The organism is Ralstonia sp. 22111 (assembly GCF_052045895.1).
Lineage (GTDB): Bacteria > Pseudomonadota > Gammaproteobacteria > Burkholderiales > Burkholderiaceae > Ralstonia > Ralstonia wenshanensis.
In genome coordinates, this window is sequence record NZ_JBQEPR010000005.1 from 214595 (window position 1) to 227194 (window position 12600).

Sequence of the window (12600 nt, forward strand, 5' to 3'; positions counted from 1 at the left end):
CCGAAATGGAAACGCTGTTCCTGCTGATTCCGCTGTCGCTGATGTTGGTGGTGGCGATTGTCGGAGTGCTGTGGTGGGCCGTCGGCTCGGGCCAGTACGACGATCTCAAGGCGCCTGCTGAATCGATTCTGCTGGACCCTGATACTCCGGCGCGTGACGCAGTGTCGCGGGACGGAACTACTTGACCACGTTGGCTGGGGTGCCTTGACGCACGTCAAGACTCGAATATCGCCCCATTCTTAACATGACCCTATCAAACCAACACTCTCGGGGAGCAAGCATGCAATCGTCCAGCGCGTTGCAGCCCACCCAGACCTTCAATTACCGCGTTGTTCGCCAGTTCTCGATCATGACGATCGTCTGGGGCATCGTCGGTATGGCGGTCGGTGCGCTGATCGCGGCCCAGTTGATCTGGCCGCAACTGAATTTCGGGGTGCCTTGGCTGACCTACGGCCGGCTACGCCCTCTGCACACGAATGCCGTCATCTTTGCGTTTGGCGGCAGCGCGCTGTTTGCGACGTCTTACTACATCGTGCAGCGTACCTGCCAGGTGCGTCTGCTTTCCGACAAGCTTGCTGCCTTCACGTTCTGGGGCTGGCAGGCAGTGATCGTGGCGGCTGCCATCACGCTGCCGCTGGGCTACACAAGCTCGAAGGAATACGCCGAACTCGAATGGCCGATCGACATCCTGATCACCGTGGTGTGGGTGGCTTACGCGATCGTGTTCTTCGGCACAATCGCCAAGCGCAAGACCCGGCACATCTACGTGGCCAACTGGTTCTTCGGCGCCTACATCATCACGATTGCTTTGTTGCATATCGTCAACAACGCTGAATTGCCGGTGTCGATGTGGAAGTCGTACTCGGCCTATGCCGGCGTGCAGGATGCGATGGTGCAATGGTGGTATGGCCACAACGCAGTGGGCTTCTTCCTGACCACCAGCTTCCTGGGCATGATGTATTACTTCGTGCCCAAGCAGGCCGAACGCCCGATCTATTCGTATCGCCTCTCGATCGTGCACTTCTGGGCGCTGAACTTCACCTACATGTGGGCGGGTCCGCACCACCTCCAATACACGTCGCTGCCCGACTGGGCGCAGTCGCTGGGCATGGTGTTCTCGCTCATTCTGCTGGCCCCGTCGTGGGGCGGCATGATCAACGGGATCATGACCCTGTCGGGTGCCTGGCACAAACTGCGCACCGATCCGATCCTGAAGTTCCTCGTGGTGGCGCTGTCGTTCTACGGCATGGCGACGTTCGAGGGCTCGATGATGTCCATCAAGACCGTGAATGCGCTGTCGCACTACACCGACTGGACGATCGGCCACGTGCACTCCGGCGCCCTGGGCTGGGTGGCGATGATCACTATCGGTTCGATGTACTACATGATTCCGCGCCTGTTCGGTCAGCAGAAGATGTACAGCACGCGTTTGATCGAGGTCCACTTCTGGGTGGCGACCATCGGCGTGGTGCTCTACATCGCCGCCATGTGGGTTGCCGGCGTGATGCAAGGCCTGATGTGGCGCGCCACCGAGGCTGACGGCACGCTGACCTACAGCTTTGTCGAAGCGGTGAAGGCAACGTACCCGTTCTACCTGATTCGCTTGGCTGGCGGTCTGTGCTTCCTGGGCGGCATGCTGCTGATGGCATTCAATGTGTTCAAGACCATCCAGGGCAGCAAGGCCATCGATGCACCGATTCCTCAATCGGCCCAGACCCCGATGGTCGCGGCACAGTGAGGAGGGGAACATGAGCAACCAATCCAACAAGTTTTTCTCGCACGAGACGCTGGAAAAGAACATCGGCTTGCTGATTGTGATGACGCTCGTCGTCGTCAGCATTGCGGGCCTGGTGCAGATCTTGCCGCTCTTCTTCCAGCATTCGACCACTGAACCGGTCAAGGGCATCGCCCCGTATTCGGCGCTGCGGCTGGCGGGGCGCGACATCTACATCCGCGAAGGCTGCGTTGGCTGCCACTCGCAGCAAGTGCGTACGCTTCGCGCCGAGACCGAGCGCTATGGCCACTACTCGCTGGCTGGCGAGTCGGTGTTCGACCACCCGTTCCTGTGGGGCTCCAAGCGTACGGGCCCGGATCTGGCGCGCGTTGGGCAGCGCTATTCGGACGACTGGCATCGCATCCATCTGCGCGATCCGCGTGAAGTGGTGCCCGAGTCGAACATGCCGTCGTATGCGTGGCTCTCGAAAACGCCGCTGGACAACAGCGACATCGAGAAGAAGATGCATGTCTTGCGTCAGCTGGGTGTGCCTTATACGGATGCCCAGATCGCCGGGGCGCGCGAGCAACTGGCAGGCAAGACCGAAGAAGATGCCGTGGTCGCCTATCTGCAAGGCCTTGGCGTGGAGCTGCGTAACGTCAGGGACGTGGCTGTCGCTCCGGCTGCCGCGCCTGCCACCGTTGCAGCGAAGGAGTAAGCCATGGCCACGCTGAGTGCAATTGCGACTGCCGTCTTCCTCGTGCTGTTCGTCTGCATTACCTGGTGGGCATTCTCCGCGCATCGCCGCGCTGCGAATGCGGAATCGGCCATGCTGCCGTTCCTGCTGCCCGATGAGACCGAGGTCGCCGGTGCGCACGCAGACGCGTCGCGCCCGCATCAATAAGGACACAGAATCATGAGCGACTTCATTTCGGAGTTCTGGGGGTATTACATCGCAGCGATCGCCCTGGTCGGCATCGTGTGGTGTGTCTGGTTGCTGTTTTCGCAGCGGCGCATTCAAGTGGCACCCGGGCACAGCGCCGGGGAAGATACGGGCCACGTATGGGATGGCGATTTGCGGGAATTGAACAACCCGCTGCCGCGCTGGTGGATGTGGATGTTCCTGCTGTCGTGCATCTTTGCGTTGGGGTACCTGATCCTCTACCCGGGGTTGGGTTCATACGGCGGCGCGCTCGGTTTCTCGACACGGGGCGAATTGGCCGCGCAGCGTGCTGCAGCCGATGCGCAGGTCCGTCCGGTCTATGCGCGTTATGCCAGCATGGATATCAAGCAGATCGCCGCCGATCCCCAGGCCCACGAGATCGGCCAGCGCCTGTTCCTGAACAACTGCGCGCAGTGCCACGGCTCCGACGCCGGCGGCTCGAAGGGCTTCCCGAACCTGACCGACAGCGACTGGCTGTACGGCGGCGATCCCGAGACGATCCTGACCACCATCACCAAGGGGCGCCACGGTGTCATGCCATCGCTGGCTGCGGTGGTGGATGGCAACCAGGCGGTCAACGTGGCCAACTACGTGCGCTCGCTGTCGGGCCTGTCTTACGACCCGATCAAGGCAGCGCGTGGTGAACCGACGTTCAAGTCGGTCTGCGCGGCCTGCCACACGGCAAGCGGCAAGGGCAATCAGACACTTGGCGCACCTAACCTGACCGACCGCGTCTGGCTGTACGGCAGTTCGGAAGCAACCATCGTCGAGACCATCCTCAAGGGTCGTGACAACACGATGCCGGCACACGAGAACCTGCTCTCACCAGAGAAGATCCGCATGCTGGCGGCCTATGTCTGGGGTCTGTCGAACAGCAACACGAGTCACGCGCAATGAGCGACAAAGAACCAGCCTGGCGTCCGATGACGCCCGCCACCGCGGCGGCGGGCGCCGAAGACGCACCCACCGAGCAGATGCTCTATGAGGTCCGGCGCAAGATTTATCCGCGCGCCGTGACCGGCGCCTTTGCGCGTTGGCGAGTCTGGCTGGTTCTGGCCACGCAAGCCATCTTTTATGGCCTGCCGTGGTTCCAGTGGAACGGTCGCCAAGCGGTGCTGTTCGACCTAGGCGCACGCAAGTTTTACCTTTTTGGGCTCGTGTTGTGGCCGCAGGATGTCATCTATCTGACGTTGCTGCTGGTGCTGTCGGCGCTGGCGCTGTTTCTATTTACGGCGGTGGCGGGGCGCCTCTTTTGCGGCTATGCCTGTCCGCAGACGGTCTACACCGAGATTTTCATGTGGATCGAGCGGCATATCGAAGGAGATCGCTTCGCGCGCATCCGCCTCGACGGTGAGCGTTGGAGCCTGCGCAAGTTCCGCCTGAAGGCCGCAAAGCATTCGGCCTGGATCCTCATTGCGCTCTGGACGGGCTTCACCTTCGTCGGTTTCTTCACGCCGATCCGCGATCTGGGCATGGAGACCTGGACGCTGTCTCTCGGCCCCTGGCAGACATTCTGGATGCTGTTCTACGCATTTGCGACGTGGGGCAACGCCGGTTTCATGCGCGAGCAAGTCTGCCGCTACATGTGTCCCTACGCTCGTTTCCAGAGCGTGATGGTCGATCCCGATACCTACGTCGTGACGTATGACACGCAGCGCGGCGAGCCGCGCGGCAGCCGCTCGCGCAACGCCGATTTCGAAGCTCAGGGTCTGGGTGCGTGCGTCGACTGCAGCATCTGCGTGCAGGTGTGCCCCACCGGCATCGATATCCGCCAAGGGCTGCAATACGAATGCATCGGTTGCGGTGCTTGCATTGACGCCTGTGACCAGGTCATGGACAAGATGCGCTACCCGCGGGGTCTGATCCGGTACACGTCGGAACGCGCGATGCTTGATCGGCTCAGCCCGAAGGAAGCCCGGCGACATCTGCTGCGCCCGCGCGTGCTGATCTATACGGGGATCATGCTGGTGCTCGTCACGGGGTTCATCGTGGCGTTGGCCATGCGGCAGCCGCTCAAGGTTGACGTGATTCGTGATCGTGGCGCACTGGCGCGTGAAGTGGACGGCGGCAAGATCGAGAACGTTTATCGCCTGCAACTGATGAACGCGTCCGAGCACCCCATGCGCGTGACCATCACCGCAGAGGGCATGCCGGAACTGGACGTGCAGGGCGGTCAGGGCGAGTCCACCACACTGGAGCTCCCGCCGGCGGCTAACCGGCTGCTGCCAGTGCGCGTGCGCCGGCCGGCTGACGATGCCGCCCCCGGCTCGCACAAAATCCGTTTCGTCATCCATGCAGACAGCGGTAGCGACAGCCTTGTACTGCGCGAACCGTCGAGCTTCATCGTGCCGCGCTGATGCGGCATCCCCAACAGGAGGCAACGATGCACGCAACGCAATCTTCCGCACAGGCCCGTCCGTGGTGGCGCGAGCCTTGGCCGTGGCTGCTGATGGCAGGGCCGTTCGTCGCCATGATCGGCTGTGGCGTGACCATCTGGCTGGCAATGTCGCATCCCGATGCTGTCATTCACGACAACGTCGTACGGCGCGGTTTGGTCGTCGAAAAGACGGCTGGCGCACCGGCGCATGCCATTCACACGGAGGCCCGATGAAGCGTCGACTGCTGATGTGGATTCTGTGGCCGGCATTTCTGTCGGCTGCCCTGGCTGAGCTGGTGGTCTTCGCGGTGGTAGACCCCGCCGACCTGCGCTTTTTCGGCGAACAGATCACGGTGTCGGCCCAGGCCGTCTACACCGTGTCGTTCTTTGTGTTCTGGTTGTTGTGCGGATTGTCGAGCGCGCTGACGCTCTATGTGTCGCCTGGCATTGGCAAGCTGGAAGCGCATGAGCACCCGCTGGTCTGAGCGGGCGCCATGGACGGCAGCTTAGGCCGCCTGACCGCTCATGACCTGGCGCAGGCCGGCCAGGTCGATCAGCTTGACGTGGCGTTGGCGGATCTGGATGAGACCTGCTTCGGCAAAGCGCGAGAACAGGCGGCTGACCGTTTCGAGCTTCAGGCCAAGATAGCTGCCGAGTTCTTCGCGGCTCATGCGCAGGACAAACTCGGTCGACGAATATCCGCGCTGGGCCGAACGCTTCGACAGGTTGAGCAGGAAGGCTGCGAGACGCTCCTCCGCACGCATGGAGCCCAGCGTGAGCAGCATCAGATGATCCTGCGAAATCTCCTTGCTCATGATGCGCAGGAACTGATGCTGCAGCGAAGGCAGCCGGCGCGAAAGGTGCTGCAACTCGTCGTAGCGCACCACGCAGACTTCGGTATCTTCAAGCGCGGTGGCGTCCGACACGTGGCGCATATCGCCAATGCCATCAAGCCCGACGATTTCACCCGGCAGGTGGAAACCCGTGATCTGATGCCGGCCGTCTTCAAGCGTCAGATGGGTTTTGAGCGTGCCGAAACGAATGCCGTACACCGCCTCCAGCGGCTCACCCAAAGAATAGAGCGATTGCCCCTTCTTAATGCGGATGCGCTCGCCGACCAAATCGTCCATCTTGCGCACGTCGTCCGAGTTCATCCCCACCGGCAGGCAGATTTGCCCGAGTACACAGGTGGAGCAACGCGAGGCTTGGTCGGTAAGTGCGATTCGAGTGAGCACGGGCGGGGGCGAATTTCGGGAAAGTGAAATGAGTAATTCTTGTTGTACAGCACCAGCTTATTATAACGGCGACCTTCTTGTCCTCGGACATTTCCGATGGGGCAAAACGCGTCAATTAGGCTTAGTTCGCAACAGTAAAACGAAAACCTTGGTCCATATCAAAAGAGCGTCAGAAAGATGAGTGCCGCGGCGCTTCTGAGCGTTTTCCTGATTGCATTGCTCGGCGGTGTGCATTGTCTGGCGATGTGCAGCGGTATCGCACTCGCGGCCGAACGTGGCGCTGTGGCGGTGCGGATCGTGTCCCGTCGCCGGCTCTGGTTTGAACAGGTCGTCATGCATGCCGGCCGGCTGTCCACCTATGCGTTGCTGGGCGCAATCATGGGTGCGATGGGCGCGACCGTCTGGCGCCAGCAATGGCTGCCGATTCAACGCGGCTTGTTTGCTTTCGCTAGCGCATTGCTGGTCGCCTATGGGGTTTTACTGCTTGTGCGTTCCGCTGGAGATGCGTGGCGGAGTGTGTGGCTTGAGCGCTTGCTTGGCCGCGTGGCAGGTGGCCTGTCTCGAGGGGCTGCCACGCTGGGCGGTAGGCTGCAGCGTCAGCCGCCGCTGCTGCGCCGCTATCTCACGGGTATGGCCTGGGGGCTGGTGCCGTGTGGCATGGTCTACGGCGCATTGGCTGTGGCGTTGTTGGCAGGCAACGCCGCCTCCGGCGCCGTGGTCATGCTCGCCTTTGGTGCCGGTACGCTGCCGAACCTGCTGATGATGTCTGGTCTGGCTGGGTGGCTGCGCGGGCTGTCGCGCCAGCGATGGGCGCGGGGCGCGGCCGGCATCGCCATCGCCGGGTTTGGGGTCTGGGGACTGGCTCACGCAATCTGGTTGCCAGAGATGCTTAACGCACACGGATTCTGTCTGGTGCTGTAGGCGTTCAGGCAGCCGAAAATTGCCAATCGCCCCATGATGGGAGGCTAGGACATCTTCCCGGTTGCGGCGCCGCTGGAAATTGCCCTACAATCAACCACAATTCGATTCGCCACCCGCGCAAATCAACAATCCTAAGCGCGGCGCCAAGCGATGCCATCCAGCGGTAGAGTCCCCTGGACAGTCGATTCGGGCGGGCTGCCGTTCTTCTTGGCAGTCGTCCGGTGCAGTATCCGTCCCCATGGCGGCGGAAGAAATTGCCCTTGTGGTGCCTGACCGGCACCGGATCAACTCGCTCCTCCGGCCCTACTTCGCGGGCATAGCCACTGCGTTTCGGTGCAGGGTCCAATTGAATTAATTGGTCTTCGCGCGCCGGGCCCGGGCGGGCAACAGCATTCAGAAATGCCGCGTGCTTCGCGGTGGGACGACAAACCTCAAGCGTGACGGCGACTGGCCGCGCGCGAGCAATGACGAGCCGCTCAACCCGATGAATACCCAAGAGGCGAAGATCGTCCTCGAAACCGCGCTGATCTGCGCGCAGGACCCGTTGCGAGTCAATGACTTACGCAAGCTCTTCGACGAAGATGTGTCCGCAGATACCATCCGTGTGCTGCTCGAAGAGCTGCGCCAGGATTGGTTGAATCGAGGTGTCGAACTGGTCGCGCTGGCCTCCGGCTGGCGCTTGCAGAGCCGCCCGGAAATGCGCGTGTACCTCGATCGCCTGCACCCGGAAAAGCCGCCCAAGTACTCGCGCGCTGTGATGGAAACGCTGGCGATCATCGCTTATCGCCAGCCGGTCACTCGCGGTGATATCGAAGACATTCGTGGCGTGACGGTCAACACGCAGGTCATCAAGCAGATTGAAGACCGTGGCTGGATCGAGGTTATCGGTCATCGCGACGTGCCGGGCCGCCCCGCGCTGTATGCGACGACCAAGCAGTTTCTCGACGACCTTGGCTTGCGCTCGCTGGACGAACTGCCGCCGCTTGAAGATGCCCGCGCCCAGGCGCAGGCGAGCTTGCTGGAGCAGGGTGCCATCGAATTTGAGGGCGGTGCAATTGCTGTGGAAGAGCTGACTGCGCTCGTCAACGACGCGCCGGAAGGCGCTGAGAGCGCCGAGGTTTCGGTGCAGGAATCGGCTGGGTCGCCGGTTGCCGAGGCTTCCGTTGAGGTCATCGTTGAAACGCCGGTGCCGCCTGCTGAGGTTGCGGCGGGTGACGAGCCAGCGCTGGAAACCGAGTCGCAAGCGCTGAGTGCGACCGAGGTTCCATCCGAAGATGAGTACAAAACACCGGTCCAGCCGCCTGCGGCTCCGGCCAATGAACATTCGTAATGCCATGGCAGCCGCGCAGTCGGCGCATGGTCTGAACCCTTAGATTTGAAAGACGTTGTGAGCACCCAGCCAGATTCCATGGATACACGTATGCCGGCCGACGCCGACGCTCAGCCGCCGCGACAAGACGGCGGTGATGGGACTGAGGCCGCGCCTCGTCGCAAGGGACTGCGCCGCGGCTTGCGCAACCTCGTGGCTTCGCGCCGCCAGCAGCAGGACGGCCGCCCTGAGGGTGAAGCCGCTGAGGCGGGTGGCGCGGACGCTGGCCAGCCTGCTCAGCCGCGCAAGAGCCGCGCGCCACGGGTGCGGAAGCCGAAAGAGGCGGCGGCTGAGCCGACGGTCGTTGCCGCAGAAAGTGCTGCATCGGCCGAACAGGCGCCAGCAGACGGCCAGGGCGAGCGACGTGGTCCGCGCGGCCGTTTTGGCAAGAATCGTCGCCGTCAAGGCGAAGGCCAGCCGGCAGAGCGCGCCGAGCGCAGCGAGCGTACGGAAGGCGCAGGGGGCAAGAATGCCGGCGGTCGTGGCAAGCAGCAGAGCCGCAACGGCAAACCGCAAGGCAAGGCCGGCGGCCCGACCCAGAATCGCGGGGGCAAGGGGCTGAAGGGTGGCAAGGGCTCCGAAGACGTCTTCCAATACGTGATTTCAGGCGCGTACGACTCGGAGGTTGACGCCGGCGGCGCCTCGCAGTCTCCCAAGACGCGCGAACTGACATCCGACGATGACGCGCCCAAGCTGCACAAGATCCTGGCTGATGCCGGACTTGGCTCGCGCCGCGACATGGAAGACCTGATCCTGCAGGGTCGCGTTTCCGTGAATGGCCTGCCGGCTCATATCGGCCAACGCATTCTCGCGACCGACCAAGTGCGCGTGAATGGCAAGCTGATCCAGCGCAAGCTTCCCAACAAGCCGCCGCGCGTGCTCCTGTATCACAAGCCGGCCGGTGAGATTGTCAGCCAGTCCGATCCGGAAGGCCGTCCGACCGTGTTCGATGCATTGCCGCGCATGAAGACCGGCAAGTGGGTCGCTGTCGGTCGCCTAGACTTCAACACCGAAGGCCTGCTGATTTTCACGACCTCCGGTGACATCGCCAACCGGTTCATGCACCCGCGCTATGGCGTTGAGCGTGAATATGCGGTGCGTACGCTTGGAGAGCTGGCTGAGATCGATCGCCAAAAGCTGTTGCACGGCATCCCACTCCAGGACGGCGAAGCCAACTTCCTGCGCTGCGTCGATGGCGGCGGCGAAGGTGTCAACCACTGGTATCACGTCGCTCTGACCGAAGGCCGGAACCGCGAAGTCCGGCGCATGTTCGAAGCGGTCAACCTGACCGTGTCGCGCCTGATCCGTACGCGCTATGGCAGCTTCGTCCTCCCGCGTGGCCTCAAGCGCGGGCGCTGGCAGGAAGTGTCGGCCGAGGATGTGCGTACGCTGATGGGCACGCTGGGCATGAAGGTGCCGACGGCCAGTTCTGGCGGTGGGCAAGACCGCCAGGGCAATCGTCGCCGTGGGCCTGCGCCGGTGCTGATGGGGCCGATGTCGTCTGGCTTTGCCGGTGAAGCAAACTTCCAGTCGCGCGGTATGGGTGTTGAGAACGGTAATCGCGCGCAGCCCGCGCAGCGCCGTCCGTCCAACCCGCGTCAGCCCGATCCGATGCAAACGTCCATGGGCTACATCAATGTGGGCGGTCCGACCACGCTGACAGCGCGCACCCGTATGGGCGAGCGCACGAATGTCCGCGGCGGCGCGGCCGGTGGCGGTGGGATGCGTGATGGGAATCGTTCGCCCGGCGGCAAGCGCCCTGGAAAGAGCGGCGGCGGCATGCCTAACGGCAACAAGGCGCCGCGCGGTGGTGGAAAACGCGGCGGTAAGCGCTAAAAAATGCGGGCGTTGTGTGCGGCAGCCGTCGCAACGCCCCCCTTTTGTGGCGGCTTCAGGGCAATTTTTGCGTTTTGCCTGGAAGCGTATTACAATGTGAGTCTAATCAAAAGTCATCCTGTAGAAGATGGGCGAATGATATGGGCGTTGCGCCCATTTTTTTTTGCTTCCGCAGGTTGGCCATACCGGGAAATTCTTCAGGAAAAACGTGCATCTGACTGATCTGATTGAGAAAACCCTCACCGCCATGGGTTACGAGCTGGTGGAAGTGGAGCGCGCGCCCGCCGGGCTGCTGCGCGTGTATATCGATCAGGCAGAGAACGGCATCGTCATTGAAGATTGCGAAAAAGTGAGCCATCAGCTCACGCGCGTGTTCGAAGTTGAAAACGTCAACTATGACCGGCTGGAAGTGTCGTCGCCGGGGCTGGATCGCCCGCTGCGCACGCTGGCCGACTTCACGCGCTTCGCCGGCCTTGAGGCCAAGGTGACGCTGCGCTTGCCGGTTGGCGGGCAAAAGAATTTCACGGGAATCATTCAGGCCCCGACGGGCGAACCAGGCCAAGAAAGAATCGGCCTTGAGTTTGAGGGCAAGGAAGGCCCCGCGCTGCTGGAATTTACGCTGTCGGAACTCGACCGCGCCCGGCTGGTGCCCGTGCTGGACTTCAAAGGAAATCGAAACAAAGGGAACAAGCAATGAGCCGCGAAGTTCTGTTGCTCGTCGATGCGCTTGCGCGCGAAAAAAACGTCGACAAGGATGTGGTGTTCGGGGCGCTGGAGGCCGCATTGGCTTCCGCGACCAAGAAGCGCTTTGAAGAAGACGTGGATGTGCGCGTGGCGATCGACCGTGAGTCGGGCGAACACGAAACCTTCCGTCGCTGGCTCGTCGTTCCCGACGATGCAGGCCTGCAGGAACCGGACAAGCAGATCCTGCTGTTCGAAGCCAAGGAGCAGAATCCTGACCTCGATGTAGACGACTTCGTGGAAGAGCAGATCGAGTCGGTCGAGTTCGGTCGCATTGGCGCGCAGGCTGCAAAGCAGGTGATCCTGCAGCGCATCCGCGATGCCGAGCGCGAGCAGATCCTGAATGATTATCTGGATCGTGGCGAGAAGGTTATGACCGGTACGATCAAGCGTGCCGACAAGAAGGGCCTGATCGTTGAAACCGGTCGCGTCGAGGCGCTGCTGGCCCGCGACCAGATGATCCCGAAGGAAAATCTGCGTACAGGCGACCGCGTCCGGGCGTACATCCTGAATGTCGACCGCACCGCACGCGGCCCGCAGATCGAGCTTTCGCGCACTTGCCCTGAGTTCCTGATCAAGCTCTTCGAAAACGAAGTGCCGGAAATGGAACAGGGCCTGCTGGAGATCAAGGCAGCCGCGCGCGATCCTGGCGTGCGTGCGAAAATCGCGGTTGTTGCACACGACAAGCGTATCGATCCGATTGGCACCTGCGTCGGCGTGCGCGGCACCCGTGTGACGGCTGTGCGTAACGAAGTTGGCGGCGAGGCCGTGGACATCGTGCTGTGGTCGGAAGACCCGGCGCAGTTTGTGATTGGTGCGCTGGCGCCGGCGCAAGTGCAGTCCATCGTCGTGGACGAGGAAAAGCACAGCATGGACGTGGTGGTCGACGAGGAAAACCTCGCCGTTGCCATCGGCCGTAGCGGCCAGAACGTTCGCTTGGCGTCGGAATTGACCGGCTGGCAGATCAACATCATGACGCCGGCAGAGTCTGCGCAAAAGCAGGCAGAAGAAAGCTCCGTCGTTCGCCAGTTGTTCATGGCGAAGCTGGACGTGGACGAAGAGGTTGCCGACATCCTGATCGAAGAGGGCTTCAGCTCGCTCGAGGAAGTGGCCTACGTGCCGCTGCAGGAAATGCTGGAAATCGAAGCGTTCGACGAAGACACCGTCAACGAGCTGCGCAATCGCGCTCGCGACGTGTTGCTGACGATGGAGTTGGCGAAGGAAGAAAAGGTCGAGAAGGTGTCGCAAGACCTGCGCGACCTCGAGGGGCTGACCCCGGAGCTGATCGGCAAGCTGGCCGAGGGGAACATCCAGACGCGTGACGACTTGGCCGAGCTGGCCGTGGACGAATTGGTCGAGATGACCGGCGTCGACGAAGAACAAGCCAAGGCGCTGATCATGAAGGCGCGTGAACACTGGTTTTCGTGAGTCGCATAAGCGTTGATCGTTTATCGCAATCCTCAC

General features: G+C 62.0%; 14 protein-coding genes. 13 read left to right on the plus strand and 1 reads right to left on the minus strand.

The annotated features are described in order from the left end of the window. Positions 1-5: 5 nt before the first annotated feature. The 8 genes from ccoS to ACTJK4_RS15080 all read left to right on the plus strand — a co-directional run bounded on the left by ccoS (position 6) and on the right by ACTJK4_RS15080 (position 5519). A complete protein-coding gene (gene ccoS / locus ACTJK4_RS15045) occupies positions 6-185 on the plus strand; it encodes a cbb3-type cytochrome oxidase assembly protein CcoS (protein ID WP_232042544.1) in 180 nt (59 codons plus the stop codon). A gap of 95 nt (positions 186-280) precedes the next feature. Next, positions 281-1738, plus strand: coding sequence for a cytochrome-c oxidase, cbb3-type subunit I (gene ccoN, locus ACTJK4_RS15050; protein ID WP_232042545.1), 1458 nt, complete (start codon positions 281-283; stop codon positions 1736-1738). Between the two features lie 10 nt (positions 1739-1748). Continuing rightward, complete coding sequence (ccoO, locus tag ACTJK4_RS15055) at positions 1749-2432, plus strand: cytochrome-c oxidase, cbb3-type subunit II (RefSeq protein WP_440818282.1); 684 nt, start codon at positions 1749-1751, stop codon at positions 2430-2432. Positions 2433-2435: 3 nt separating this feature from the next. Further along, on the plus strand, positions 2436-2618 hold the full coding sequence (locus tag ACTJK4_RS15060; RefSeq protein WP_232042546.1) for a cbb3-type cytochrome oxidase subunit 3: 183 nt from the start codon (positions 2436-2438) through the stop codon (positions 2616-2618). 12 nt (positions 2619-2630) lie between these two features. Next, positions 2631-3554 (plus strand): cytochrome-c oxidase, cbb3-type subunit III, encoded by a 924-nt coding sequence (gene ccoP, locus ACTJK4_RS15065; protein ID WP_232042547.1) that lies wholly within the window; start codon positions 2631-2633, stop codon positions 3552-3554. Continuing rightward, positions 3551-5014 carry a cytochrome c oxidase accessory protein CcoG gene (gene ccoG, locus ACTJK4_RS15070; RefSeq protein ID WP_232042548.1) on the plus strand — a complete coding sequence of 488 codons (1464 nt, stop codon included), beginning with the start codon at positions 3551-3553 and terminating at the stop codon, positions 5012-5014. The genes ccoP and ccoG overlap by 4 nt, the downstream gene beginning before the upstream one ends. A gap of 26 nt (positions 5015-5040) precedes the next feature. Continuing rightward, positions 5041-5268 carry a FixH family protein gene (locus tag ACTJK4_RS15075; protein WP_260802621.1) on the plus strand — a complete coding sequence of 76 codons (228 nt, stop codon included), beginning with the start codon at positions 5041-5043 and terminating at the stop codon, positions 5266-5268. Continuing rightward, entirely contained in the window at positions 5265-5519 is a 255-nt protein-coding gene (locus ACTJK4_RS15080; protein ID WP_004626404.1) for a hypothetical protein, read from the plus strand. The genes ACTJK4_RS15075 and ACTJK4_RS15080 overlap by 4 nt, the downstream gene beginning before the upstream one ends. 21 nt (positions 5520-5540) lie before the next feature. Here the strand turns inward: ACTJK4_RS15080 and fnr are convergent, their stop codons facing one another. After that, positions 5541-6269 (minus strand): fumarate/nitrate reduction transcriptional regulator Fnr, encoded by a 729-nt coding sequence (gene fnr / locus ACTJK4_RS15085; RefSeq protein ID WP_080633364.1) that lies wholly within the window; start codon positions 6267-6269, stop codon positions 5541-5543. A 177-nt stretch (positions 6270-6446) separates the two neighbouring features. Here fnr and ACTJK4_RS15090 point away from each other — a divergent pair, with 177 nt between their 5' ends. The 5 genes from ACTJK4_RS15090 to nusA all read left to right on the plus strand — a co-directional run bounded on the left by ACTJK4_RS15090 (position 6447) and on the right by nusA (position 12564). After that, on the plus strand, positions 6447-7190 hold the full coding sequence (locus ACTJK4_RS15090; RefSeq protein ID WP_232042550.1) for a sulfite exporter TauE/SafE family protein: 744 nt from the start codon (positions 6447-6449) through the stop codon (positions 7188-7190). A gap of 484 nt (positions 7191-7674) precedes the next feature. Further along, positions 7675-8520 (plus strand): SMC-Scp complex subunit ScpB, encoded by an 846-nt coding sequence (gene scpB / locus ACTJK4_RS15095; RefSeq protein ID WP_440818283.1) that lies wholly within the window; start codon positions 7675-7677, stop codon positions 8518-8520. A gap of 90 nt (positions 8521-8610) precedes the next feature. Next, the gene (locus tag ACTJK4_RS15100; RefSeq protein WP_440818354.1) at positions 8611-10395 is read left to right on the plus strand and encodes a pseudouridine synthase; all 1785 of its coding nucleotides are present in this window, start codon (positions 8611-8613) and stop codon (positions 10393-10395) included. 208 nt (positions 10396-10603) lie between these two features. Further along, positions 10604-11092 carry a ribosome maturation factor RimP gene (gene rimP, locus ACTJK4_RS15105; protein WP_440818284.1) on the plus strand — a complete coding sequence of 163 codons (489 nt, stop codon included), beginning with the start codon at positions 10604-10606 and terminating at the stop codon, positions 11090-11092. Then, positions 11089-12564, plus strand: a complete 1476-nt coding sequence (gene nusA, locus ACTJK4_RS15110) for a transcription termination factor NusA (protein ID WP_027677577.1) — start codon at positions 11089-11091, stop codon at positions 12562-12564. Before rimP ends, nusA begins: the two co-directional genes overlap by 4 nt. Positions 12565-12600 lie beyond the last annotated feature (36 nt).

What these genes read in the sequence shown, in the direction of transcription:
- ACTJK4_RS15060 (WP_232042546.1), top strand. Translation starts at nt 2,436, where the DNA reads ATGGCCACGCTGAGTGCAATTGCGACTGCCGTCTTCCTCGTGCTGTTC.
- ccoO (WP_440818282.1), top strand. Translation starts at nt 1,749, where the DNA reads ATGAGCAACCAATCCAACAAGTTTTTCTCGCACGAGACGCTGGAAAAG.
- ACTJK4_RS15075 (WP_260802621.1), top strand. Translation starts at nt 5,041, where the DNA reads ATGCACGCAACGCAATCTTCCGCACAGGCCCGTCCGTGGTGGCGCGAG.
- ccoN (WP_232042545.1), top strand. Translation starts at nt 281, where the DNA reads ATGCAATCGTCCAGCGCGTTGCAGCCCACCCAGACCTTCAATTACCGC.
- ccoP (WP_232042547.1), top strand. Translation starts at nt 2,631, where the DNA reads ATGAGCGACTTCATTTCGGAGTTCTGGGGGTATTACATCGCAGCGATC.
- scpB (WP_440818283.1), top strand. Translation starts at nt 7,675, where the DNA reads ATGAATACCCAAGAGGCGAAGATCGTCCTCGAAACCGCGCTGATCTGC.
- nusA (WP_027677577.1), top strand. Translation starts at nt 11,089, where the DNA reads ATGAGCCGCGAAGTTCTGTTGCTCGTCGATGCGCTTGCGCGCGAAAAA.
- ccoG (WP_232042548.1), top strand. Translation starts at nt 3,551, where the DNA reads ATGAGCGACAAAGAACCAGCCTGGCGTCCGATGACGCCCGCCACCGCG.
- ACTJK4_RS15100 (WP_440818354.1), top strand. Translation starts at nt 8,611, where the DNA reads ATGCCGGCCGACGCCGACGCTCAGCCGCCGCGACAAGACGGCGGTGAT.
- ACTJK4_RS15090 (WP_232042550.1), top strand. Translation starts at nt 6,447, where the DNA reads ATGAGTGCCGCGGCGCTTCTGAGCGTTTTCCTGATTGCATTGCTCGGC.
- ACTJK4_RS15080 (WP_004626404.1), top strand. Translation starts at nt 5,265, where the DNA reads ATGAAGCGTCGACTGCTGATGTGGATTCTGTGGCCGGCATTTCTGTCG.
- ccoS (WP_232042544.1), top strand. Translation starts at nt 6, where the DNA reads ATGGAAACGCTGTTCCTGCTGATTCCGCTGTCGCTGATGTTGGTGGTG.